At 42.1% G+C, this 24,805-nt stretch carries 17 protein-coding genes and 1 pseudogene; 9 read left to right on the plus strand and 9 right to left on the minus strand.

Features of this window, described 5'->3' with window-relative positions; genetic code table 11:
* Positions 1 to 50: 50 nt before the first annotated feature.
* Positions 51 to 851, plus strand: coding sequence for a BPSS1780 family membrane protein (locus A3IK_RS0108720; RefSeq protein ID WP_040848938.1), 801 nt, complete (start codon positions 51 to 53; stop codon positions 849 to 851).
* An 82-nt stretch (positions 852 to 933) separates the two neighbouring features.
* Here the strand turns inward: A3IK_RS0108720 and A3IK_RS0108725 are convergent, their stop codons facing one another.
* Both A3IK_RS0108725 and A3IK_RS0108730 read right to left on the minus strand, forming a co-directional pair.
* Positions 934 to 1,470, minus strand: a complete 537-nt coding sequence (locus tag A3IK_RS0108725; RefSeq protein ID WP_020559603.1) for an RBBP9/YdeN family alpha/beta hydrolase — start codon at positions 1,468 to 1,470, stop codon at positions 934 to 936.
* Between the two features lie 77 nt (positions 1,471 to 1,547).
* Complete coding sequence (locus A3IK_RS0108730; RefSeq protein ID WP_020559604.1) at positions 1,548 to 9,098, minus strand: ankyrin repeat domain-containing protein; 7,551 nt, start codon at positions 9,096 to 9,098, stop codon at positions 1,548 to 1,550.
* 236 nt (positions 9,099 to 9,334) lie between these two features.
* Here A3IK_RS0108730 and A3IK_RS0108735 point away from each other — a divergent pair, with 236 nt between their 5' ends.
* Positions 9,335 to 10,171, plus strand: a complete 837-nt coding sequence (locus A3IK_RS0108735) for an undecaprenyl-diphosphate phosphatase (protein ID WP_245539467.1) — start codon at positions 9,335 to 9,337, stop codon at positions 10,169 to 10,171.
* A gap of 56 nt (positions 10,172 to 10,227) precedes the next feature.
* On the opposite strand, the gene A3IK_RS0108740 is transcribed toward A3IK_RS0108735, so the two are convergent.
* Complete coding sequence (locus tag A3IK_RS0108740) at positions 10,228 to 11,106, minus strand: 5'-nucleotidase, lipoprotein e(P4) family (protein WP_020559606.1); 879 nt, start codon at positions 11,104 to 11,106, stop codon at positions 10,228 to 10,230.
* A 249-nt stretch (positions 11,107 to 11,355) separates the two neighbouring features.
* Between A3IK_RS0108740 and A3IK_RS0108745 the strand changes: the two genes are divergently transcribed.
* Complete coding sequence (locus tag A3IK_RS0108745; RefSeq protein WP_162596629.1) at positions 11,356 to 12,144, plus strand: hypothetical protein; 789 nt, start codon at positions 11,356 to 11,358, stop codon at positions 12,142 to 12,144.
* Positions 12,145 to 12,465: 321 nt separating this feature from the next.
* Here A3IK_RS0108745 and A3IK_RS0108750 read toward each other — a convergent pair whose 3' ends face one another.
* Both A3IK_RS0108750 and A3IK_RS0108755 read right to left on the minus strand, forming a co-directional pair.
* On the minus strand, positions 12,466 to 13,416 hold the full coding sequence (locus tag A3IK_RS0108750; RefSeq protein WP_020559608.1) for a hydrolase: 951 nt from the start codon (positions 13,414 to 13,416) through the stop codon (positions 12,466 to 12,468).
* Between the two features lie 5 nt (positions 13,417 to 13,421).
* Entirely contained in the window at positions 13,422 to 14,360 is a 939-nt protein-coding gene (locus tag A3IK_RS0108755; protein ID WP_020559609.1) for a ketopantoate reductase family protein, read from the minus strand.
* A gap of 89 nt (positions 14,361 to 14,449) precedes the next feature.
* On the opposite strand from A3IK_RS0108755, the gene A3IK_RS18945 reads away from it, so the two are divergent.
* The 4 genes from A3IK_RS18945 to A3IK_RS0108775 all read left to right on the plus strand — a co-directional run bounded on the left by A3IK_RS18945 (position 14,450) and on the right by A3IK_RS0108775 (position 17,751).
* Positions 14,450 to 15,301, plus strand: coding sequence for an ABC transporter substrate-binding protein (locus tag A3IK_RS18945; protein ID WP_020559610.1), 852 nt, complete (start codon positions 14,450 to 14,452; stop codon positions 15,299 to 15,301).
* Complete coding sequence (locus tag A3IK_RS0108765) at positions 15,301 to 16,287, plus strand: FecCD family ABC transporter permease (protein WP_020559611.1); 987 nt, start codon at positions 15,301 to 15,303, stop codon at positions 16,285 to 16,287. Before A3IK_RS18945 ends, A3IK_RS0108765 begins: the two co-directional genes overlap by 1 nt.
* Entirely contained in the window at positions 16,284 to 17,069 is a 786-nt protein-coding gene (locus tag A3IK_RS0108770) for an ABC transporter ATP-binding protein (protein WP_020559612.1), read from the plus strand. Before A3IK_RS0108765 ends, A3IK_RS0108770 begins: the two co-directional genes overlap by 4 nt.
* A gap of 91 nt (positions 17,070 to 17,160) precedes the next feature.
* Positions 17,161 to 17,751: an NAD(P)H-dependent oxidoreductase gene (locus tag A3IK_RS0108775; protein WP_020559613.1), complete on the plus strand. Its 591-nt coding sequence runs from the start codon at positions 17,161 to 17,163 to the stop codon at positions 17,749 to 17,751.
* 78 nt (positions 17,752 to 17,829) lie between these two features.
* Here the strand turns inward: A3IK_RS0108775 and A3IK_RS0108780 are convergent, their stop codons facing one another.
* From A3IK_RS0108780 to cls, 3 genes are all read right to left on the minus strand, one after another.
* Positions 17,830 to 18,522 carry an ABC transporter permease gene (locus A3IK_RS0108780; protein WP_020559614.1) on the minus strand — a complete coding sequence of 231 codons (693 nt, stop codon included), beginning with the start codon at positions 18,520 to 18,522 and terminating at the stop codon, positions 17,830 to 17,832.
* A complete protein-coding gene (locus tag A3IK_RS0108785) occupies positions 18,522 to 19,214 on the minus strand; it encodes an ABC transporter permease (protein WP_020559615.1) in 693 nt (230 codons plus the stop codon). Before A3IK_RS0108785 ends, A3IK_RS0108780 begins: the two co-directional genes overlap by 1 nt.
* 117 nt (positions 19,215 to 19,331) lie before the next feature.
* Positions 19,332 to 20,765, minus strand: coding sequence for a cardiolipin synthase (gene cls / locus A3IK_RS0108790; protein ID WP_020559616.1), 1,434 nt, complete (start codon positions 20,763 to 20,765; stop codon positions 19,332 to 19,334).
* Between the two features lie 260 nt (positions 20,766 to 21,025).
* Between cls and aptA the strand changes: the two genes are divergently transcribed.
* Positions 21,026 to 22,345 (plus strand): omega-aminotransferase AptA, encoded by a 1,320-nt coding sequence (gene aptA / locus A3IK_RS0108795; protein WP_020559617.1) that lies wholly within the window; start codon positions 21,026 to 21,028, stop codon positions 22,343 to 22,345.
* Positions 22,346 to 22,372: 27 nt separating this feature from the next.
* Here the strand turns inward: aptA and A3IK_RS0108800 are convergent, their stop codons facing one another.
* Positions 22,373 to 23,110, minus strand: a complete 738-nt coding sequence (locus A3IK_RS0108800) for a hypothetical protein (RefSeq protein WP_020559618.1) — start codon at positions 23,108 to 23,110, stop codon at positions 22,373 to 22,375.
* A gap of 331 nt (positions 23,111 to 23,441) precedes the next feature.
* Here A3IK_RS0108800 and A3IK_RS18950 point away from each other — a divergent pair.
* A pseudogene (locus tag A3IK_RS18950) lies at positions 23,442 to 24,805 on the plus strand (hypothetical protein); the annotation flags it as partial.

Raw genomic sequence — 24,805 nt, forward strand, 5'->3', positions numbered from 1 at the left:
ATTAATGTGCCTTAACTCTTTATAAATATTTAACCTAGAGGCATGGTAATATGACAGTATCAGATTCGTCTATGCCAATAGCTCATTACTTGGAAAATCCAAGAAAAGTAGCTATAGGTGCTAGTATTCAATGGATTAGGGAAGGGTGGTCAATTGTATGGCGAGATTTAAGTGCCTGGATTTCAATTATATTGATGATAATGATAGGGTTTTTTGTTTGTGCCGCCATCTCTATTTTCATTCCTTATTTAGGCAACATTATACTAATGGCTTTCTATGCAGTTACATCAGGAGGATTATTAATAGGAGTTCATCGTTCAGTAGTGCAAAATATTCCTTTAGATGTTGATACACTGTGGGCTGGGATTAATGATAAATGGCTAGAGCTGGCTATCTTAGGAGTAGTAAATTTATTTTTATCTATTATATTAAATTGGTCATCTGATTATATGGATGAAAATTATCTAGATTTGATTTTAGTAAATGATACAAATATTCAAGAGCTTATGCTATATGTCATATATATAGCAGTCTATTTTTTTATAATTTTGATCACCAGCGTTATATATATTTTAGCTATTCCAATAATAGTTTTTAATAAAATAAACACTCTAGCCGCTATTAAATCTAGCCTTAAAGGTAGCTTGGTCAATATAATATCTTTGTCGATTTATACTCTGTTAATTATAATTTTAATTACTGTGGTAATGCTTTCTTTTTTATTGATCTATAAATCATTTGATACAAATTTTATGAGTATCGCAGAAAGATGGTCGCAATTAATCTCGTTTATTTTGCTGCCTATAATAAAAACATCTTCTTATTTAGCTTATAAAGATATTTATGTCTAAGCGAAATAGTGAGGTAGATTATTAATAATTTTAAAAGAGTTAAGATTCATTTATAAATTTTAACTCTTTTAGTTTAAAATTCTCATTGACTAGCTTGTAATAATTTTTCTAGTAATTGCTCACCTTGAGACCATACTCCTAATCCGCTAGCCGCATTAATATGACCAGCCAAGCCAATAGTAATCCAATCACTTCCCCAGTGTTGAGCGCATTGTTTTGAGTAGTCTAATGTCCCATAAGGATCATTAGCACTAGCGACTATTAAAGAAGGAAATGCAAAACGTTGCTTAGGTAAAGGTGTAAAACCCTTTGCTTCAGAGGGAAATTTTTCTCCATCAGGATCAGGCACTGCCACTAATAATGCTCCGCGAATAGAGTGTTTAGTTGTCTGTGCCCAATGCGCGACCATAAGACAGGCTAAGCTGTGGGCGACTAATACCGTATCTTTTCCCGTTTTTGCTACAGCCTCGTCTAAACGTTCCACCCACTTAGCGCAAATAGGATAATCCCAGTCATCTTGTATAACTCTTTGAAAATTTGAGTGCTTTTGTTCCCAAAGTGTTTGCCAATGTTCAGAGCCAGAATTACCAATACCCGGTAAAATTAATATTTGAGTCATAAATATCATCCAGTAGAGTAACTATAGGGAAATATTGAGAGTAACCAACACATTTTTACCAATTCCTGTATTGATGTCTACTCAGTCACTGCTAATGGGGCGTCTTCTATCGGTAATAATCCCGTATAGCTACGCATTTTAGGATCAGCACCTGCTTTAAGAAGATGTTCAATTAAAGGTTTATTTTCTAAATGATAAGCTAAATGTAATACAGTTTTTCCTAATGAGTTGCGTAGATTAGGATTGGCTCTATAGCTTAATAGTAAATCTACTAAAGATAACGCATTAGGGCGACTGTTATAGTTATTTAGTATGATTAGCAAAGGACTATTATCAATATTATCCTGAATATTAGGATTAGCTCCTTGTGCTAGTAGTAATTTAATCCAAGTGAGCGCACTTTTTTCTACAGCATAATGCAGAGCCGTTTTACTATTCATATCGCGAGCATTAATAGCTAAACCTTGTTGTCTCAGGCGTATTATTATTTTTTGAATACGTAATGCATCTGCTGAATATTCTGATAATCCATTAGAAGCCTCAACTAATATATGCAATAAGCTTTGCCCCTTAAGATTGCTGATCTTAACATTTACCCCTTGATTAAGTAGATACTCAACATAATCCAAAGGTTTTTCATAGCTACGAGCGGCAATGAATAATATATTTTCACCATTATTGTTAATATGGTTAAGATCAGCCCCAGCTTTAACAATCTGAGTTAATACGGCTAGTTTAGTATTGGGATTAATATAGGAACTATTTAGAATATACATAGGTAAATTATATCCTGTATCATCTAAATCCGTACCTTTAACTACATTAGGGTCAGCACCTAATTGAATCAATTTAAGTAAGGCAGGTAAGTTAGCGTGACGTACCGCCGCTTGTAAGGCTGTTTCTCCGTAAATATTACGATGATTGACATCGATACCTTGAGCAATTAACTGTTTAAATAATGAATCAAGCTCTTGTTCTTTTAAGTGAGCACGAGCGGCCTGAAATAAAACGGTTTCATCTTCATAGTTTAATTGCTTTAAATCAAAAGGCTTGGACATTAAAAATTTTGCAATAGGGTAATTAACTAATCCAATATAAAGAGCATTATTTCCTTTAGCACTTTGTGCCTGTAGATTAGCCCCCGCCTTGATGAGCAGCTCTAAACGTGCAATGTGCGCTTGAAGCTGAGCATTGCTAGGTTGATTGGAGTCATTAGCAAAGCGCTCGATGGTATGTAATAAAACACTGCGATCTTGAGCATCAATAGCATTTAAATCAGCTTTATAGTTCAATAGGCTATTAATAATGACTAAATTTGGTTTTTCTACCGCCAGTAATAAAGGTGTTAAACTATCATTGTTGTAAATTTCAGTATTAGCACCGGCTTGAAGTAGTAATTCAATGATAGCAGGATTTTGATTGAGGACAGCTAAATGTAAAGCGGTATTACCATTTTTATCTCGTTGATCGAGATTAAGTTTGACATCCTGCTCTTGAGCTATTTTTAGTAGTGATTTAAGTGTTTTTTCATTAGGTAAATTAGCTGCTATTAATACTGTATTATTACCTGCTTGATTAACTAAATTAGGATCGGCTCCTGCTTGCAATAATACTTTGATAGTATTCTGCGCTTGTGAGTAAATAGCCCACTGTAAAGGCGTTTCTCTTTTGCTATTAGTCATATCTGCTATTGATAGGTTATCTAATAGGGTAAGGGTAATGCGCTCTTGATTAGCAGCGGCAGCTACATGTAATAGGGTATTATTATCATTAAAAGAGCGATAAGAGTAAGGCATGCTAACCGATTTTGATGCATTAATGGCAATATTACGCTTATCTTTAAGCAGGTTATACCAATAATTATCTTGAGGTTGCAGGTTTTTAATGGCATTAGGTATTTTAAAGTTAGGATGCTTTGTTAGGAGCGTTTGATTTAATCCATAGTCTTGTAATTGAGTAAGATAACTATTCAGGTTTTTACCCAGATTAGATGAAAACTTAAGATCAGCGCCAGCGGCTATGAGTTGTTCTGCTTGAGCAATATGTTGTTGGTCTAAAGCAAGCTGTAGCCCACTGTAACCTAGTTTATTGCGGCTATTAAAATCTGCTTTTAAAGCTAGTAAATTAGCTAAAGTATTTTGATGATTGGCATAGATCGCTAATAATAAGGGTGTTTCAGCATCATTGTTTTTTACATTAATATCAGCCCCTAGTTGTATCAGTGTTTGCATTAGTTTCTGCTGGTCTTGACACCCCTCCTCACTACACTCTTGACGAGCTAGGTAATGCAGTAATGTATCTCCATTATTATCCTTAGCATTCACATCTTTATATTGAGTTAGCAGTTTTTGGACTGAAGTGAAGTATTTATTTAAGATAAGTAAGTGTAAAATGTTTTGTCCAGCTAGGTTTTTGGCTTCTATATTGAAAGGTTGAGTTAATAGCCATTCAACAATAAGCCATTGATGTTGCTCGATAGCTAATAAAAGGGGCGTATTACCATGACTATCAATAAAGTTGAGATCAGCCCCACTTTTAATCAATAGCTTTACTAATTGCAGTTTCTGCTCATTATTAATTTTTTCATGAGCAATAACTAAGTGCATGATTGAACTATTAGCTGTATTAAGTGTAGCTAGCTTTGGTTCTAATACTAATAATTGCTCTATAAGATAAGTAATCTGTGAGGTGGTTTTTTCTGGAATGGAGTTAGTAGAGAGTAATTGTTGTAAAATAGAGAGTTGCTTATCATTTAAAGCGAGTAAATCAATATTTTGCTCTTTAAGCCATTTTAACCCCTGTAACCATTCATTACTCGTGAGAGGTTTATCATCAGAATTCATCGTAGAGGTCTCTAAGGTATTTAGCCACAGATGAGCTAAATTATTACCGCTAGAGTCTTGATAATCGGTTTTAGCCCCAACTTTCTTAAAGTCACTGATAGTAGATTTTAATGTATTTAAATCCTGTAAATCATCTGCAGTTACTGCAAGACCATATTCAGACCACTGTTGCTTCATGCTGGGCATCTTAATTAGAGCTTGCCGAATAGCAGGAATAGTTAGGCATTCTAGTCGTATATCTGCAGGCTGTTTGTTTTTTTCTGCTTGTTGCTGTTGTTGTTTAACCCATTCTGTTAACCATGGCTCATTATGATTAGTATGTTTGATTTGACTAAGGATAATATTAGGATAATCATTGCAAAGTGATTTATTCTTTAGGAAAGCAATCAAAGGATTGCTATTTATAGAGTTATCTTTGAATAACCCTAAGATAAAATTATGTTTTTCAGTAAGCCATTTATTTTCTACGAAATAGTTAGCATTATATAAGCCAGAAAATAGTGCGGGAGTCACCTTAAATTGTGGTTGACGGCTAAGCCATCTTAGGGATTCAATACTATTTTCTGGCTGCTCATCAATTTGCTCCAGTATCTCATAAAATAAAGCTGCTAATTCAGCGGTTTTAAAAGAGTAATGATTGTCTACTAAGTGTTGGAGCAGAGGTAAGTTTCTGGCTTGTTTGGTTAGCAAATAGAAGGGGGAGCCATTAGGTGTGCTGGGTAATTCGGTAAAATCAAAGTGAGGCGTTTTAGAGCGTAAAAAATCCACTAAGCTAAAATCATCACTATTAAGATTATAAGAGTTTATGATTACATAGCGCAGTATCTGTTCATAGTCTTTAGCTTTCCAGTTTTGAGGCCAGACTTTTAAAATAGTTTCAACAAAAGCCAAACGATTGTTAATAATCGGGTTTTCTAGCTGATCAGTCGAAATTACTAGATTCGGTATTAGTTTTGCTAGTTTAGTAATGAAATCAATTTCATTGATATTAGATGTTAACGCATAATTACTAGGGTTTTGTAAAGTATCTAAGACTTGATTTTTTTGTGCTGAGGTTAAAGTGATCTTGTTATTAATCAGGTAGGTAATAATATCAATATTGTAATTCGATATAGCCTTTAAGAGTAAACTCTCATTATTACTAGCAGCCAGCGCTAGACCTTGCTGATGTAGCCAAAGCAGCGAATTAAAAGCATTAGAGTCAACTGCAGTACTAATAAGATTAGGATAGTCTTTGAAGTTGATCCCTTGGGCTTGATAAAGCTTGAGTTGTTCTAAGGCATCAGTACGTAATAGGGTATTGAGTATGGGTTCAATATTCAGTGTATCTAGCTTAATGAGTGATAATAGCTTTTTATTGATAGTTAAGGTTTTATCTCCTTTTTCTGCAATACTGTTTAATAGTTCTTGTGTAAGGCTTGGATTATTATTGAAATCTAATTGATAACTAGGCTGATTAACTAAATACTCTATAGATTTTAGTTTATTTTGCTCAAGCAAGGTTTTGAGTAAGCTATCGTCATTAGGTTCTGATTGAAAGCTAAGACCTGCATCTAGAAATAGTGGAATAGTATCATAATATTCTTGTGCTAGCGCCCAGCTCATAACATTACTATAGTCTTCAATAATACTATTAGGATTAAAGCCTTGCTCTAATAGCCAAGTAACTAATTGTTTTTGATTAAGATACTTTAAGCTAAACTCCCAAATATAAGCAGGATTAATATTGGGGTCTGATAAAATAGCGGGTAATAATGCTTGAATAGTCGCTAATTCTTGTTTAGGTAGTTTGGCGGTAATACGTAAACGAGTATTGGCATCATCGAGCACCTGTTGAGCATTAGCTTTTAATAAGCTATTTAGGGTGTCTGAGTTAATGGGGTAATCAAGGGCTATTTCTAAACTACTGCGCCCTGCAGCATCAACAATAGTAGGATCTGCTTTAGCTTGGAATAATAATGTTAAGATTTTAGCAATATCATTAGGATAATGCGGAGCTACCTGTAGTGCTATATGCAGTGCGGTTTCACCATAATCATTTTTAAGATTAGGATCAGCACCTTCATTTAGTAAACGGGTTATTTGTGTAATATTAGCTTGACGTACTGCGCGATGTAAGGGCGTGTTATGCCATTTATCGGTTTCAGTAAAGGTATCCGTTTTATCTGGGTAGTGAGCAAAACGTGTCTTTAAGCGCGTTTGTGAGCTAGGTAGCAAATCAATGGCTAATTGATCACCCCAGGTTTTTATATTTTTGGCAGCACCTAATTCTAATAAAGGGGTTATTAAAAACTCATCCCCTAGCTGAGCAGTATAATGTAGTGGAGTCCAATCCCCTTTGCTGCGATTATGAATATCCGTGCCGATATTTAATAATTTATAGGCAATAGGTTTGGCTCCTAAGGCTAGGGCAGTTTGTAGTGGTGTACGTTGATCATTATCTTTAGTATTAATATTAGCGTCTGCACGTAATAAAATATTAATTAAATCTAAATCACGCAGCTCAATACTTTGGTGTAAAGGTGTTTTTCCGTAGTAATTGACGGCATTAATATTAGCACCCGCTTTAATCAGTAAATCAACTTGGGATAGTGAGCGCCCGCGTATCGCTAAATGTAATGGGCTATTGCCCTCTTGATCAGCTAAATTAGGATCAGCTTTGTATTTTAATAATAAAGCAGTAATTTCGGGGGAATTATAACGAATAGAGCGTTGTAATGCCGTTTGTCCCAAATCATCTTGCTCATTAGGGTTAGCACCTGCTTTTAGTGCTTCTTCAATCATGGGGAAAACGGTGTTTTTATCGGTGCGACTACTTAAGTGAGAGATTAATGATACCCCTTGCTCGGTATTATCGGTGAGTTTTGCCCCTGCCTGTACGAGATGTTCAATAGTGGCCTTATCTTTTGCCATGAAAATAACGGGGCTGCCCTCATTATTCAGCGCTTGAAGATCAACACCTTTAGCCAGCAATTGATCAATCACTAAGGTTAGCCCTTCTTGGGCAGCATAATGTAAGGGAGTATTGCCATTTTGATCGAGTGCTTCTGGGTTAGCGCCATGGGCTAGTAATTGCAAAGCATTACGAGTTTTATTCGTTAAAATGGCAATATGCAAAGGCGTTTGCCCTTCTTTATTCGCGGCATCAATCCGTGCTTTTGCTGCTAGGAGTTGCTCTAGCGGGGATAAAGCTGGGCTAGATCCTTTAACCTCATATTGAGCGGCTCTATGTAAGAGCGTATTACCATTATAATCAGGGCGATTAATATCAGCGCCGTTTTGTAGGTAAAGTTTTAAATCAGTAATAGAATCAGGTTCGCGTTCAATAAGTTTATATAGCGCCGATTTCCCTTCATTATCAACCATAGCTGCATCGGCATTTGCTTGTAATAAATACTGTGCTAGTAAGGGGTAGCCCTGTTCAGTAGCTAATATGAGTGGGGTTTTATTGGCTTGATTTTGAATATTTAATTCGGGTTTTTCAGCCATTAAAGCCAAAGCAATAGCAGCGGCATCATTATAATAATTATTATCCAGTGCTAAATGTAAGGGAGTATTACCCTCATTATTGGTAATCGCTTGATTGGCTTGCTGAGAGAGTAGGTATTTAACACTAGCCAATTGCCCTGTGCTAACCGCAATATGTAATGGAGTAGCGCCTTGTTTATTTCGCGTATTGATATGTTTAGGCGAAAGTGTGAGTAATAAGGCTAATTGTTGGCCTTTGACAGCGCTATGCAAGAGGGTATCACCCGTGCAAGGGTCATCCCATTGGGCTAAGGAGTCGGCTTGATTGCCTAATATGCGCTTTAATAAGGGTAAATTACCCGTTTCGGCTGCTATACCCGCCAGCGTGGAGCAACTCGTATCGGTGCTACGCTGTTCAACGGGGGGGAGGGGGGGAATATTTTTGGCAATTAAATAATCCAAAATCGGGATTTGATTGGCTCTTGCTGCCCGCTGCGGTAAGGTTTCTGGGGAGCGAAGGAGTGAATCCCCACGCTCATAGAAGTACTGCAAAACCTCTAAATGACCTTGATCTATCGCCTCCTCGGCATAAGCTAAGGGCACACCGCGATCCGCTAAATATTTTACAATAGGGATACTGCCCGAACGCACAGCAACCTGCATCCACTCAGGATGTTGGGCTGGCTCGGCTTGTAGCTTGGCTTGTTGTATGATCCATTTCACCACCGAGAGCTGAGCACTTTTAATGGCATGCTCAATGAGGTCAGGGCAATCATTGCGTAGCGGCAGCAGGCGTTCAGTAACCGCTAAATGTCCATTTTCTAAGGCTTGATAAATTTCGCAGCGCGTGGCTTCTGAGTGAGGCGGTAACAGATGATCCGGTCTATGGTCGGCAAACGCCATGAGTTGATCGAGGAGCTTTAAATCCCCGCGACGAGCCGCATAAAAAATAGCACGCTGCGCAGTATTAAAGGTTTCACGCCGTAAATAGGGCAGCATTGCATAAGCATTAGCCATTTGATCGCTAGCCAACGCAATGGTGAGGGCGCTGTGCTGATCATTATCACCACTAATGCCCGGATCGGCACCGTGGTCGAATAGGGTTTGCAACTCAGGTGTGGGGGGATGTAGTGCCGCTGCTTGTAGCTTATCGCGTAATAAGGTCTTAGCCTCAATCCCCACAGGATGGTCTACCGTTTTCGATTGAATCTCAGCCGCTTCACTAAAGTGGCGATAAATAAAATAGCCCCCGCCTAGGCACAGGATAAACGCTAACAGTAATACGGGTAGCCTCATGTTTTTGGTACTGAGATGCATGGTTATCGCCCCTTATCCTTAAGTTATTATGCAGTATAGTCCATCGCTATAAGTTTAAACTAGGTTAATATTAAAATAGATATAGGTAATTATTTAATCGCTATTTGCGGTTTTTCCACGGCTGGGATGTGCCATTTCTTGTACACTCCAAGGGGGTGCTTGCCATGATAAAAAGTGCTTGAAGCACTGAATGGCGGCTATTCCTTTAGTACTGATCCCACTGGGGGAGTGGTACTATGTGTGCCGATTCGTTATCGATCAATAGGACATTATTCGTGGATTTAATACAAAGTTTAATTTTGGGGCTGGTAGAGGGGGCAACCGAATTCCTACCCATTTCCTCCACTGGGCATTTAATTATTGTAAGCCAATTATTAGGCTTAAAACAAACCGATAGTCATATTGCCTTTGAAATTATTATTCAATTAGGGGCTGTTTTAGCGGTAATTACTAATTACCGAGATAAATTTAAACCACAATACTTTGATTTATGGGTGAAAGTAGCGATTGCTTTTGTGCCAGCGGCAGCCGTAGGTCTATTAGTACACAGTCATCTTAAAACCCTATTCTCCATTCATATTGTAGCCGTGACATTGTTTACTGGTGGAATCATCTTTTTAGCGGTGGAGTATTATCTTAAAAACCGTGAACCGACTGTTAATCGAGTCGAAGATATTTCCTATAAGCAGGCGTTAGTGATTGGCTGTGCTCAGATTGCTGCTTTAGTTCCGGGGACTAGTCGTTCTGGCTCTACCATTATTGGGGCATTATTAATGGGGATTAATCGTAAGGTTAGTGCCGAGTTTTCATTTTTATTAGCCTTACCGATTATGTTAGCCGCTACGGGTCTGAATGTAGTGAAGCATTATGATGCCTTTGTGGGCACTCAGATGTTGCCATTAGTGGTTGGCTTTGTAATGGCTTTTATTAGTGCCTATATTGCCATTCGATTATTAGTTAAATTTTTAGGTAGCTATACCTTTAATATCTTTGGTATTTACCGAATTTTATTAGGCTTATTACTATTCTATTTAATTTATACTGGCTTTATTCCACCCGACACTAGCACCTAAGCTAATTCAAAAAACGAGTCCCTAGGGGTTTAGGGACTCGTATCTATAGCCCCGTTTTAGTTTCCATCCCAACTATTGCGCGTCGCAGCCTTTTGAAAGGTTTCGCGGTTAGCATCGGAGGCAGGTGGTTCACTCTCACCAAAAATAGCGCGTACCCAGTGACCATCGGTAGGATTGGGGAAGACAATATATTTGCTACCATACTGATTTTTGTCTTCTTCCATCAGCTTAATACGCTCATCTACATCCTTGGTATAGTACTTACGCTGAAAGTCGTTCAGGTTATCGCCTAGAAATAGGGCAACCTCAAATTTCTCCGCAATCTCTTTCTGTCTAGTTTCCTTATTGGACGTATCGCGCAATATAGTGACATGCGCTTCATCTGCAAAGGGCAAACCCGCTGCTTTAATCTGTGCTAAGGCATATTCAAAGGTTTTTTCACCCTGATCACGGCTGCTGACATAGAACACTTCAACCTTATTATCCGCCGCAAACTTTAAAAACTCCGCAGCCCCAGGCGCTACGACCATTTGATTTTTCGGAATCCACTTATCCCATGCGGCATCATCAAAAAAGTCCTGTTTATGATTAATCAGATAGCCCCAATATGCCAAGGGTAGCAGCACGGTATCATCCAGATCGGTCACAACGGCTAGCGGTTTGTCACCGTCTTTGTGTTCACGCAGCGCCTTTTCTAGCTGTAGGCGAGCCATATTATAGCCCTGATAATACAGTGCTCGGTATTCGGCGGCGGTCTGCTTCCACGCCACGGCTGAGATCAGTAGATTATCAGCACCCACTCCACTCGGTGCGGTGGTATTAGGGGCTGGCTCAGGGGCGGGAGTGTCAGCAGCGTAGGTCGTTGTGCTGAGGGTCAGTGCCATGAGTAGTGACAGGGTCAGGTGCCGTAGGTGGTGTGGTTGGGTTGGGTGCATCAGTTCTCTCCGGTTGATGGTGGGGGCAGCTAAGCAGCCTAGGGAGTAAAAAGCGGAGTGATTATAACGCGAGTTAGTGTAGGGGTAACACGGTCAGGTGAGAAAAAGGCAAGCGTTTCATAGGGTAGGGCACATAGCATTCTCTAACATACGTTAAGGGTTCTTATTAAAAAACACTTTTAAGTATTGATCACTATGCTGTTGGGTGTTATTTTCGCCGTTATTCAATTTTTAAGCAACGGCGGGCACATGGAGCAGGATCAAGAGACATCTGAGCCTTCAGTTTTACAGAAGATATTGAAAGCCGTCCTAGTATTGCTGGATGCAGCTACTATTAAGACCATTGAAAGTGAAAGAATTCATCTTGATGGCTGCGCGGTTATTGAAATAGAACCACCAACTGTTCGCGAACTTATCAACAAAAAAATTATCTCCTCAGATTCCCTCGCGGTGTGGCATACCGATATTATCGAGGTTGATGAGGATGATGATTTATGGGAAAAGAAAAAACATCTCAATGGCAAATTTGGTGGATTCACTATCCATATCAGACAATCCCATACTAACACTTGGTTTTTAATACAGATTAAAAGTCCAGAAGCGATGGAGTTAGAGACTATTGATATGATGGGTTTCGAGGAGGAGGAGGACGAGGATGAGTGGTACGAGGATGAAGGTGGACCTCTCACACAGGAGGATATCAATACAATTGCCGTTGCTACAGCTACTCGTCCTGAGTTTGCTTCACTGAGAAATCGAAAAGAGCGTCGTACTTTTGTAGAGGTCAACAGCAAAGAGCTTGGCTTTGATCACTCTGGAGTCCCTTATGACTATCAGCTATCGGGGGTCACTGATTTAGCTGAATCCTACTACGAATTAAAGGTACTACCTGAGCAATGTAAAGCACTTGAGAAAGAAGGCGATACGCCTAAAATTATTGCAAAAAAAATAGGTAAGTCGGTTGCTAAGGTAGAAAAAGCGTTGAAAACCAATACTCCAGCATTTATTGGTGATATTGATAAATCTATATCAGGATAGCCATTCTCTCTCATATACGATAGAATGAATTGGAGAAAAAAATTAAAAGAAAAGTTTTCCCCATATGTGGAATGATGGGTTCTTCGTATAGCAGGGGGTTGAACAGATGTTGCATTTTATAATATATATATAGGCAATTAATTTACGAGAATTTTTTTAAATTGCTGATGTAACAATATACTGAGCTTTAGCTATGTCTCCATACGAGGATTCGATTCCTTTCACCAGACAAACTATGTGATCTGTCGTATGAATCACCACTGGAGCATAGATGATCACTAGATTTCCATCACCCAAGAGGTTTTAAGACTCTTGTGTATGCTACAGAAGTTGCTCACTCAACCACCCACTAATCCGTTGCTCCAGCCAATAATTAACACTCCAGGGCCAACGACCTTGCACAAACCCCACATGCCCGCCGTGCTCACTAATATCTAAAGTCACCGCACTACTCACCTCTGATGCGGTAGGTACAATCGCAGGTGTCATAAAGGGGTCGTCTTTAGCGTGAATAATCAAAGTAGGGTAGTGAATCGTTTTTAAAAAGGCGGCTGAACTACTTTTGCTATAGTAATCTTTTGCGTCTTTAAAGTCATTTAAGGGGCCGGTGATTTGATTATCAAATTGATATAGGGTTTTGATCTGTTCGAGATCAACCGAGAGTGGACTCGTCAGGGTTTGAAATTTATGGCGATAGCTCTTTTTTAAATCTTTTAATAAATGCTTACCGTAGATTTGAGAAAACCCTTGCCCTAAGCGCTGAGCACAGGCGGCTAATTGAAACGGAATCGAAACCGCGACAGCCGCACGAATAGTGGTATTAGCGCCTCTCTCACCCATATATTTTAAGGTGAGATTCCCCCCTAGTGAAAAACCAACTAAACCGATAACAGGGCGCTCAGTTTTAGCCAAATAATCAATGACTTCAACCACATCTTGCGTGCGCCCAGAATGATAACTATAGGGTTTTTTATTGGGAATACCTGAGCTACCGCGTAACTGCATGAAAATAGGGCTAAAACCTGCATCATATAAGGCTTTTAAGGTCGGCTTAGCATAGTGTGAGTTGAGCGAACCCTCTAAACCGTGCAGGACTAAGACATGAGGAGCATTAGGGCGATCATAGCGCTGCAATAACAGGCTATCACCATCTTGCAAAGTGACCGATTCCGTCACCAAGGGCAGGGACGGGCGGGGGCGCATATACACAGGCCAAATGGTTTGCAAGTGGGGGGAGCGTAACCACCACGCAGGCTTAAAAGGATGCGACATAGAGACTATAAACCTTGTTCTAACAGCGCCATGATTAAGGCAGTGACAGGGGCTTGGGTGCCTAAACGCTGATGACGTTCTAACACCGCCCCACTCATAGAGAGCAATTCTAAAGGACGATTGCGCTCTCGATCTATAAGCATAGAGGTTTTTATTGCATCAAAGCTTTTAATCAAATTAAACATTTCATCCACATCCCCTTGTGACATCGCCACCCCATCCGCACGGGCAGCTTGCGCGGTTTCGAGCATAATTTGATATACCGTAGAACCATAAGTGGGGTGTGAAGTCAGTGCTTGAGTATCTAAACGCGTGAGAGCTGAGAGAGGATTGACCCCATTATTAATTAATAACTTACGCCATAATTCATATTGAATATCCGCCGTAGCAAAGGTCGGAATCCCCGCCGTTTGAAAATCATTTTGCCACTGATTAAATTGAGGCGGCGGTGGGTTTTGTGAGTGATTAGGCCAATAGCCCATGACGATTTGCGCCATGCCGGTGGCTTCAATCACGGCGGGTGAGACAATATGCCCCCCAATCCGTACTGCTAAGCCCCCAATAGTACGCTCGCGTCCGACCACTTCGGAGACTAAGCGCTCATTATCCACCCCATTTTGCAGCGATAAAATCGGGGTTTTGGTATCAGGTGCGGTGAGCCAGCTTTTCCACGTATTGCGCCATTGCGCCGTAGCCCCGGCTTTAATAGTCAGAATGATCAAGTCAAAATCGCGGGCTTGATATTGCTCATGCAGCGTGGTTTCATCACAAATAGTCACTTGCTGGTGAAATTGCAAGGTGGCGTGAGTAACTTTTAAGCCTTGGTCTTGAATGGCGGTTAAATGCACGCCCCGCGCGACAAATACCACCTTATGCCCCGCATGTTGCAGTCGCGCTCCATAATATGCACCTATTCCACCCGTTCCAACCATTAAAATGTGCATAATACAGCTCCTGCCAAAAATTGAGGTTTTATCGTATGCTACCTTGCTTTGAGTCACCTGCCAAATAATCCAAGTACCGTAAAATGTGTATGCCAGCGCTCGCTAAATACCTGATTGTCATATTATTCATCACCTTGAGCCATGCATTAAAGGCTGACACTATAAACCCTCAGCGCATTGTATCCTTGAATGTGTGTACCGATCAGTGGCTATTATTATTGGCAGACCCTGAGCAAATTGCTTCGATTACTCATCTATCGCATGAGGAGGGGGCGTCCTATTTATTAGCAAAAGCCCTGAAGTATCCGACCAATAAAGGACGTGCTGAGGATATATTACCTTTTAAGCCCGATTTAGTGATTAGTAGCGCTTACACTAGCCCTAATACATTGAATTTATTGCGTCAATTACAGATTCGAGTAGAAACCCTACCCATTGCAGATGATTGGGAGAGTACCTTAAAGGGGATTCAACAGATGGCGCAATTAGTGGGGCATCCAGAGCGGGGACAAGCCGTTATCGACGAGATGCAGCAGCGCTTAAAGCAACTCCCTGCTATTTCAGACGATAAACCCATCATTGCGTCCTACGAACCCAATGGCTACACCGTAGGGAATCAATCGTTATTAGGACAAGCGATTCAACAGGCCGGTTGGCAAAATGCGGCAGAGTTAGCCGGTATTAGGCAGTATGGGCAATTAGATTTAGAAACTATGATTCGCTTACATCCAGCAGCTATTATTGAGTCACCCTATCGGCGTAATACATGGTCAAGAGCCGAAGCATTACCCCAGCATCCCGCCTTGCGCAAAGCAGGCATAAATCCACAAGTGATTCAATTACCCAGCGCTATGACTATTTGTGCCGGGCCGTGGTCAGTCACCGTCGCAGAACGTTTAGCTCAAGCACGGCTGGAGCTATCTACAAAGGCTGCACACTAATGAAAGAGAATAGGTTAGTCATCGCTTTAAGTATATTAGTCGCAGTGCTTTTTATTATGTCGTTATGGGTGGGGCGTAATCCATTAGCTATTTGGCAAGCCGCCCAAGCTTTAGACAGTGAGTCGGTAGGGTCGATTATTTTAATGGAAATCCGTCTGCCTAGAGCCTTAATTGCTTTATTTGCAGGAGCTACTTTAGGGTTATGTGGAGCCGCGATGCAGGGGTTATTACGCAATCCCTTAGCCAGTCCCGATTTAATTGGCAGTAGCAGCGGGGCAGCTTTATGTGCAGTAATTGTATTATATTTTGGTTTTACCACCTCAGCTAGTTTACCACTTTTGCCAGTAGCGGGGATGGTGGGGGCGTTATTGGCAACCCTATTAGTATTTATTTTAGCCGGTCGTGATAGCAGTATTAGTACCTTAATTTTAGCAGGTGTGGCGATTAATACCTTAGCGACGGCAGGTATGGCGTTATTATTAAATCTAGCACCGAGTCCCTATGCCATGCGTGAATTGGTCTTATGGACTATGGGTGATTTAACCGATCGTTCGATGGATGATTTTTATTTAATGCTGCCTTTTACGGTATTAGGCTGGGCTTTATTAATTGGGGTAGGGCGACAATTAAGTGCATTGACTTTAGGCGAGTCAACCGCTCAAACCTTAGGGATTAATCCGCAGCGATTACGTTGGCGTATCTTTCTGGCGGTCGCTTTGGCAGTAGGGGCTACGGTTTCAACGACTGGGGTGATTGGGTTTATTGGTTTAATTATACCGCATTTATTGCGTCCGTGGGTGGGGTATGACGCGGGGCGTTTATTAGGCGTATCTGCCTTAGGGGGCGCGGCTTTATTATTAGCAGCGGATATTGGTGTGCGTTTAATTCCTACTGAAATGCCTTTAAAGGTGGGCGTACTAACCGCCATAGTAGGTGCACCGTTCTTTTTGCATTTGATTTTAAGTGCAAGGAAACAGCATTTATGAGTAGCACCTTATTAAAAACAACCGTGCTTAGTTTTAGTCAAACTAAGCGAATGATTTTAGATGCTATTTCCATTGAGCTATATAAAGGTGAGTTAATCGGTTTAATTGGCCCGAATGGAGCGGGGAAATCAACCCTATTAAAAATACTCGCGCATTTATTAAAACCAGACTCCGGTCAAGTCTTTTGGAAAAATAAAGAGTTAAGTACCCTAAAAGCTAATGAGCGTGCTAAAGCACTGGCTTGGCTTGAGCAAAATGGTGCGATTCATTGGCCTTTAACGGTGGAGCGTTTAGTGGCTTTAGGGCGTTTGCCGCATTTGGCAGCATGGCAAAAATTGACTGAGGCAGATCAACAGGTCGTCGATCAGGTATTAATCGAAACTGATTTAGCTGCATTACGGGGGCGTGATGCCACCACATTATCAGGGGGGGAGCGTTCACGGGTATTGCTGGCACGGGCTTTAGCCTCAGAGCCGCAAGTATTATTAGCCGATGAGCCTATTGCTGCCTTGGATTTGGGGCATCAATTACAGACTATGCAGTTATTACGTGAGTTTGCTCAAGGTGAGCGAGCAAGCGTGGTGGTGCTGCATGATTTAGCCTTAGCCGCACGGTATTGTGATCGTTTGTATTTAATGCAACACGGAAAAATCGTGGCCACAGGGAAGCCTGAACAGGTATTAACTCCCGAATTATTGGCTCAGGTGTATGGGGTGGAGTGTGTGCTGGGAGCAACGCCTTATCCTTGGTTAGTGCCTGTGCGACGGTTGGGTGCAATATAGAGCAGTTGCCCATTGCTTGAGCAAGGACTGTATGGTCTGTTAGACTGATATTCTGTTAACAAATCTATTAGGTGTGCTACACATATTCCCCATGAAAATACTTATCATCAACACACACCTCACCTATCCCGAATGGTCTGAAGGTAAGCTAAACCTCACTTTCATGGAAGCTGCGAAGGCTTTCTTTGTGGAACGTGGGCATCAAGTCATCGAGACAGTTGTCGAGCGCGGCTATACTCTGGACGAAGAAGTGCAGAAGCATACGTCGGCTGATGTGGTAATCCTCCAAACGCCAGTAAACTGGTTCAGTGCGCCGTGGATTTACAAGAAATATGTGGATGAGGTCTTCAACATGGGTCTAGGTCAGAAGGTCTTACTGGATGGCGATGGTCGCACACGTCAAGATCCCAGCAAGCAATATGGCACAGGCGGTAAAATGCAGGGACGGAAGTTTATGATCTCTGCTACTTGGAATGCACCGAAAGAGATTTTCGACAACCCCAATAGTGTATTATTTGGCGGTAAGGGGACAGCAGACCTTTTCCTTTCCATTACCTCCAACTATAAATTCTGCGGCTACGATATACTCCCTGATTTTGGAGTATTTGATATCTTCAAGAATCCCGACATTCCTCACGCACTAGAAGAATACAGACAGCATTTGGAAAAATACTGTCTGTAAGTTTTCAAGTAGAGGTAAAGAAGGGAAGCAAGGGGCAGGTGACTACCTAATGGCAGATAGTCACCACCCTCAATCATTTCAAGTCGGGCGTATCTGATAAGCGTTCATGCGCTTTTCTAACACTCTAAATAAATACACCAATCCATAGGTCAGGATTAAATAGAGCACGGCTGCACTTAAATACATTTCATATACTGCAAAGGTTTTGGAGCGAATTAAATCGGCGGCTCCGGTTAAATCAATCACGGTAATAGCACTGACTAAAGAGGTGGCTTGTAATAAAAACACCACCTCATTGCCATAGGCAGGCAGGGCAATACGAAAGGCTTTAGGGAGTTGCACCCGTTTAAATAGCATCCATTTAGACATACCAAAGGCTTTACCTGCCTCAATTTCACCGCGTGGAACCGCTTGTAAAGCACCACGGAAAATTTCTGCAGTATAGGCGGCAGTATTTAAAGTGAGGGTTAAGATGGCGCAAAACCAGGCATTACGAAAATACTGCCATAGCCCTATAGCATCCAATGCCTCGCGGAATTGTCCACTGCCGAAATAGACTAAAAATAACTGTACTAAAAGCGGTGTGCCGCGAAAATAAAACACAAACCCAGTTGCAGGCCAATTCAGAAGTAGATTTTTAGAGCGCAACGCTAGCGCGGTGGGAATGGCGAGTAGTAATCCTAGAATTACACTCATTACCGTTAGCTCAATGGTAACTGCCATACCACTCAATAGTTTAGGTAGGCTATCAATAATTAGTTGCCAATTCATTATACAGCCTCCCTAATGCCTTTACGTGACCATCTTTCAGCGCGTTTCAGCACTATCATAGACACTAAGGTAATTGCTAAAAACATTAATGATGCGGTGAAGTAAAAGGTAAATGGTTCACGCGTGGCTTGCGCGGCAACTTTGGCATTGCGTAATAGTTCATCGAGCTGAATTAAAGAGATCAGTGCGGTGGCTTTAATCAAGACCATCCAGACATTACCCAAGCCGGGGAGCGCCATCCGCATAGCCAGTGGAAATTGTACCCGTCTAAAGGCCAATATTTTACTCATGCCAATCGCACGAGCGGCCTCCATTTGTCCGCGTGGCACGGATAAAAACGCACCGCGTAATACTTCGGTACAAAAAGCACCATAAATAAAACCAATGGTGATAAAGCCAGCAACAAAGGGGTTTAAATCTACCCGAATTTCATAGCCGATAGCCGCTGCAGCGTCTTGTATGAGTTTGGGGACGCCGTAGTAAACCAATAAGAGTAAAATCAGCTCAGGTACACCGCGCACCACGGTGGTATAAGTATTGGCTGCCCAATTAGCGAGTTTGGATGGTGAAAATTTACCCCAAGCGCCTAATAGGCCAAATAAAACTGCCATCATCATGGCACAAATGCCAACTAAGATGGTCATCTGCAAGCCTTGCAGCAAGAGCCAGCCATAACCTTGTAAATCTAGCACGGCGTTTCTCCCTAAGTGGTGGATCGATTAGAGGCAACTACTCCAAGCAGGGGCAAGTAGGTGCGGTATCATCATAGCTAAGCGCTTTTAGGTTTAAAATAAAGGAATCAGTCAAAGTTATAACAAGGGCGCTAAAATATGGCTAATACTTTCTTTAAATCGCTCCCTCAAAGGCAAGCGGCGGCGGGTTTCGAGAGTCGCTTCATGAGTGACATCACAAAGGGCTAAAAAATCTTGGCGCAACTGTGCCGCAATAGCCGCATCATAAATAAATAGATTACCTTCAAAATTGAGCCTAAAGCTGCGTTGATCCATATTGGTAGAGCCTAAAGTGGCAAAATGGCTATCAATCATGACCGCTTTAGCGTGAATCATGGCCGGGTAATATTCAAAAATACGCGCCCCTGCTAACAGTAAATCATCCCAAAATGAGCGCCCAGCATAATAAACTAAAGGGTGATCGGATTTAGCAGGTAATAAAATACGCACATCAACCCCGCGTAGGGCAGCGGTTTGTAAGGCCATCATTAGGGGGCGATCCGGGACAAAATAGGGGGTTTCGACCCAAATGCGCTCGGTTGCCATGCCCATAGCGGCAAATAATAGGGTGTAAATCGCCTGCCAGCTTTGATCAGCAGGGCCACTAGCTAGAAATTGCGCGGATACGGAGCCTTCTAAGGGAGTAGGAGGAAAGTAAATGTTTTTAACTAAATTTTCGCCGGTGGCGTGATACCAGTCTTCGCAAAAGGTTTCTTGTAAATCCTTAGCCACCGGCCCACGAATTTGCGCGTGTAAATCCAGCCAAGGCTCGGCAAGCCCCGCATACACATCGCCAATATTCATGCCGCCTGTGAAGGCAATTTCACCATCAATGACAATGATTTTGCGATGATTGCGGTGATTAATATTAATCCGCCGACTGAGTAAATTGACCTTGAGAAAGCGCCCGACTTGTCCACCGGCTTGTTGTAGGGGAGTGAAAAAACGATGGCGCGTTTTGCGTGAGCCAACATCATCCACCAGCACCCGAACCTCAACCCCGCGCTTAGCCGCACGCATCAGAGCATCCCGCATCCGTTTGCCCGTAGCATCTGGCTCCCAAATATAATACAGCACATGAATATGATGTTCTGCGGCCTCAAAAGCGGCTTTAATTGCATCAAAGGTGATAGCACCTTGGCGATAGAGCTGAATCTGATTACCTTCGGAGGGGCCGATTTTATCGAGCTGATGGGCAAGGTGAACAAGAGAGGGCGGTAATCCAATGAGTTGCGCTTCTTGTTGGATATCGAGTTTTAGGCGTTTAATATCCGGTGCTAGTTCTGCCTCTACTTTACGGCGTTTGCGTTTTCTAAAATAAAGGCGGGTCGTTCCAAACAGCCAAAAACTTAATAGCCCCACAATAGGAAGAAAAATAATAGCCAGCGCCCATGCCAGCGTTGCACCCGATTCACGCCGCTGCATAATCACAATAGGCAGTAATATTGCAATAATCAGCAAGTCTAAAATAATAATCGTTGTCCCTAACCAAGAATCCCAAGGCGTATTCACGTATAAAGTCTCGTTATCTGAATCCCTTAATTATAATGGTTCATAGGGTTGGGTGTTAGGTAGATAGATTTTAAAACGTTAAGCGCGTATTTCTTCCGCAGTCGCTGTGAATACATCCTTGTACGCTACAAGGCGGCATCCCTGCCGCCAAGACTGCTCCAGAAATACGCGCTTAACGTTGTTATGCCAGTCCGGTAGTGCTTTTGTGGGTTGAAGGCGTTAAGCTAAAGAGCTTCAACTATGCATAATAAGGGATAGGTATGCACCACCTCACACCTGCTGAACTCGACGCTCATTGGATGCCCTTCACAGCCAATCGCCAATTTAAACAAGACCCGCGCATGATCGTAAAAGCTGAGGGAACTTGGTTATACGATCAAACCGGACGTAAGTTATTTGATGGTTTGTCTGGGCTATGGTGTTGTGGTTTAGGGCATACCCGCCCTGAAATTAGTCAGGCGGTGGCGGCACAAGTGGGGACTTTAGACTATTCGCCTGGCTTTCAGGTGGGACATGCGTTGAGCTTCCAATTAGCTAAGCAACTCACCGATCAAGCCCCTGCCGGATTAGATCATGTGTTTTTTACAGGCTCTGGTTCGGAGGCGGCGGATACTTCCTTAAAAATCGCGCGGGCTTATTGGCGACTCAAAGGACAAGCGAGTAAAACCCGCCTCATTGGGCGCGTGAAGGGCTATCACGGGGTTAATTTTGGCGGTACGAGTGTGGGCGGTATTGTAGGGAATCGTAAATTATTTGGCGCACTGCCAGACACCGACCACCTTAACCATACGTGGCGAGCCGAGGCGGCCTTTAGTAAGGGGCTGCCCACTGAAGGTGCACAGTTTGCCAATGAGTTAGAGGACATCATCGGTCTACACGATGCCTCTACTATTGCTGCTGTGATTGTTGAGCCGATTGCGGGGTCGGCAGGGGTGATTGTGCCCCCACAAGGCTATTTAAAACGCCTGCGTGAAATCTGTACTCAGCATAATATCTTATTGATTTTTGATGAGGTGATTACCGGATTTTACCGCACGGGTGAGTTTTATGGCTCGACTACCTTTGATGTTAAACCCGATATGCTTAATCTCGCCAAAGGGGTCACCAATGGCGCGATTCCTATGGGGGCGGTGATTGTCACAGGTGAGATTTATCAGACCTTTATGCAGCAAAATCTACCGGAGCATATGGTTGAATTCCCGCATGGTTATACCTATTCTGCGCATCCGGTTGCGTGTGCGGCGGGTTTAGCAGCACTAGAGTGTTATAAAAAAGATAATACCCGCGCACAAGTACAAGCGCTGGCCCCTTATTTTGAGGAGCTGATTCATAGTTTAAAGGGTTTGCCGCATATCGAAGATATTCGTAATTTTGGCTTAGCCGGTGCGCTTCAATTAGCGGCTCGTCATGGTGATGCACTGATTCGCCCGCGTGAAGTGTTTGAGTATTGCTGGGATAAAGGGGCTTATGTGCGTTATGGCGGGAATACGATTCAATTAGCGCCACCCTTTATTACCGACAAAGCTGATTTAGCGGAGCTATTTAATGTGTTAGGTGATGCGTTAAAGGCAATACATTAATGATTTAGGCGAAAAGCTAAAAGCGACTCATGGTGGGCAACGAAAATTCTGATCAATAGCTACATAAGGATCTTGCCCCTCAACAATCACCCACGCTTTACTGGAACTAGAGGGGGTGGCGCGATAGGCCTCGATATAATCGGGGCGGTAGTGATACTCTCCACCACTAAAACTCCAATTACTATGGCATCTCACTTCCATTGGCTTTTGAGTATAACGACTGGGTGCTTGGCCTTTTTTAATCGTTTCAATGCGGCGCTGAGTATTTCCGGCCTCCTTTTGCCACACTCTGACTTGATAAGCCTCATCTACTACGATGACTTTAGGGGGCTGATTAGCGATGTGCTGAATAATTCCAAAAGGTTTGCTTTGATAAGCATTAGGTTTTCCACAGCTATTAGCCGGTGTGAATAAATATTCACGTGTAGTGCTTTGATTATCTAACTCAATATTAACCCCGATCCATGCACATTTTTCTAAATGAGTGTAGTTTTTATTGAGACTTGAGGGATGTTTGAGCTTTGCCAGCACAGCTGCTTTTTGTGCAGGAGTGGCTTGAATAATGGGTAAACCCAACGGCTTATAGTCCGCCGACTCTAATTTAGGATGGGCTAAATCGAGTGTGGGTGTGTTTTTTAATTTATTAAAAAGAGCAGCGTTAGGAGTTCCTTGCTCGGCATAGCTAGTGATAGCGATGAAGGTGAAACCCGATATTAATAAGGTCAGTAATTTGATTTTTACAGTAATCGTTATTTTAGTGATCATGTGATGACCTGAGTGTAATGAATCATAATAGCCCGCTAATAATGCCGTGCATTTTCTAGTTTTAGAGCATGAAGGGATTAATATGGTGTTGTCAAGCTATGGTTGATATTGCAGTATTTCATTTAAATTCAATTAGTTATATATTTATCTAGAATAATAATCAGATTTAATTATTGGTTAATCAATAATTTATGAAAAAATAGCTCATAGTTACCTAGTATCATCTATTAATTTTTTGTTAAGTTATATTGAAATACCCCCCCTATTTAAAATATAAATATAAGCCAATGATAATTTAATAATGGCTTAATAACACAAACAGGGGCTTCACATGGCTGATGTGATCAATACGCATACACTGTATGCGCACTATGCACGTATGATTAAAAAAGCGAACGAGGATTTACAGAATGTTAAAAAATATCTTGATCCGACTTCACCTAATTATTATCCGACGTATATCAATAATTTAAAGGCGCTAAAAAACTCTGCTAATCCTCCGGCGGGTATTGATGCCAAGATTGCCACCGCTGAGGCTAATCTTAAAACCTATCAAACCACCGAAACCACCGCACGGTCTCAGATCACCACCTATCAACCCAAAATGCAGGCCGTGATCACTGCTAAAGACTATTGGGGTGCACCTGATATAAAGAAAAACGAGTATTTGTATATTCTGGATGAGGAAAGCTGCCAGTCCACGGGGGTGGATTGGATTGCCGTAGCGAATGCGTGCGGTGCGGGTAAATGGGGAATGGTGCTGACGATTCCGGCCTTGAGTGGGCCTTATACCTTTGCCAATAAAGCCATCACCTATAGCACCGCGATTCAAACGGATGCGGTACGGATTTGGTGTGACAAAGTGGTACTCGATAAGCTCACGATTACCGACTCTCGTACTTATGATGTGGCGCACCGTGATGCGATTCAGCTTATCCCACCGCCTAAGTATAAAGACAGTACCGACAGTGCGGGTAAACCAATCAAGTTGAAGCTAGCCGACCAAATGGCGGGGACGATTTTGGAAAGTCCTACGGTGAAAAACTGTGTGATTAAGGGAGTCAACGCGCCCTTACAGGGCATTTTCATGAGCGATGGTTTATGCCGTAATGCCATCATTAGCTACAACGATATTCAAGTCAAAGGCGCTCATGCGATTTCACTAGCGGGGCTATTGTCGGGTTCCCTCAGCAGTAATCAACTACGCGAAGTCGCACCGGATGCCACAGGCTATAGCTTTACCCCGCGTATTCGCCTATTCCCGCTGCGTATTGGCGGCAATATGGCGGATGATGGGGTGGTGTGTGTTCTAGGGTTTGGCACAGGTGCAAGTGTGCAATATGGTGAGGTCGTCTCTGACAATAATGCATTGATTCGTTCTGATGGAACGGTAGAGATGCTAGGGGTTGAAGACCTGCGCCGTGAGTTGCCGGAGGAGTTTTTAAAGTTAGGAGTGGGTCTGACTAATTTTAATTATGACACCTATTTCAGTGAGTACAGCACTTGGACGGTGAATGATTTCAAGACCAAGGATAGCTGGGGCTATAGCCAGATGGTGGCATGGATTAATTTGCGTCTACAGGAGTATAGCAGTGGGCAACGGGAAAGTGGGAGTCCATTACCCCCACCCAGTACCGAGCAACGCTCCACGGCGGCCTATGGCATTATCGATATGTTGACCAAGGCTAAAACGGC

The organism is Thiofilum flexile DSM 14609, assembly GCF_000380185.1.
Classification (GTDB): Bacteria; Pseudomonadota; Gammaproteobacteria; order Thiotrichales; family Thiotrichaceae; genus Thiofilum; species Thiofilum flexile.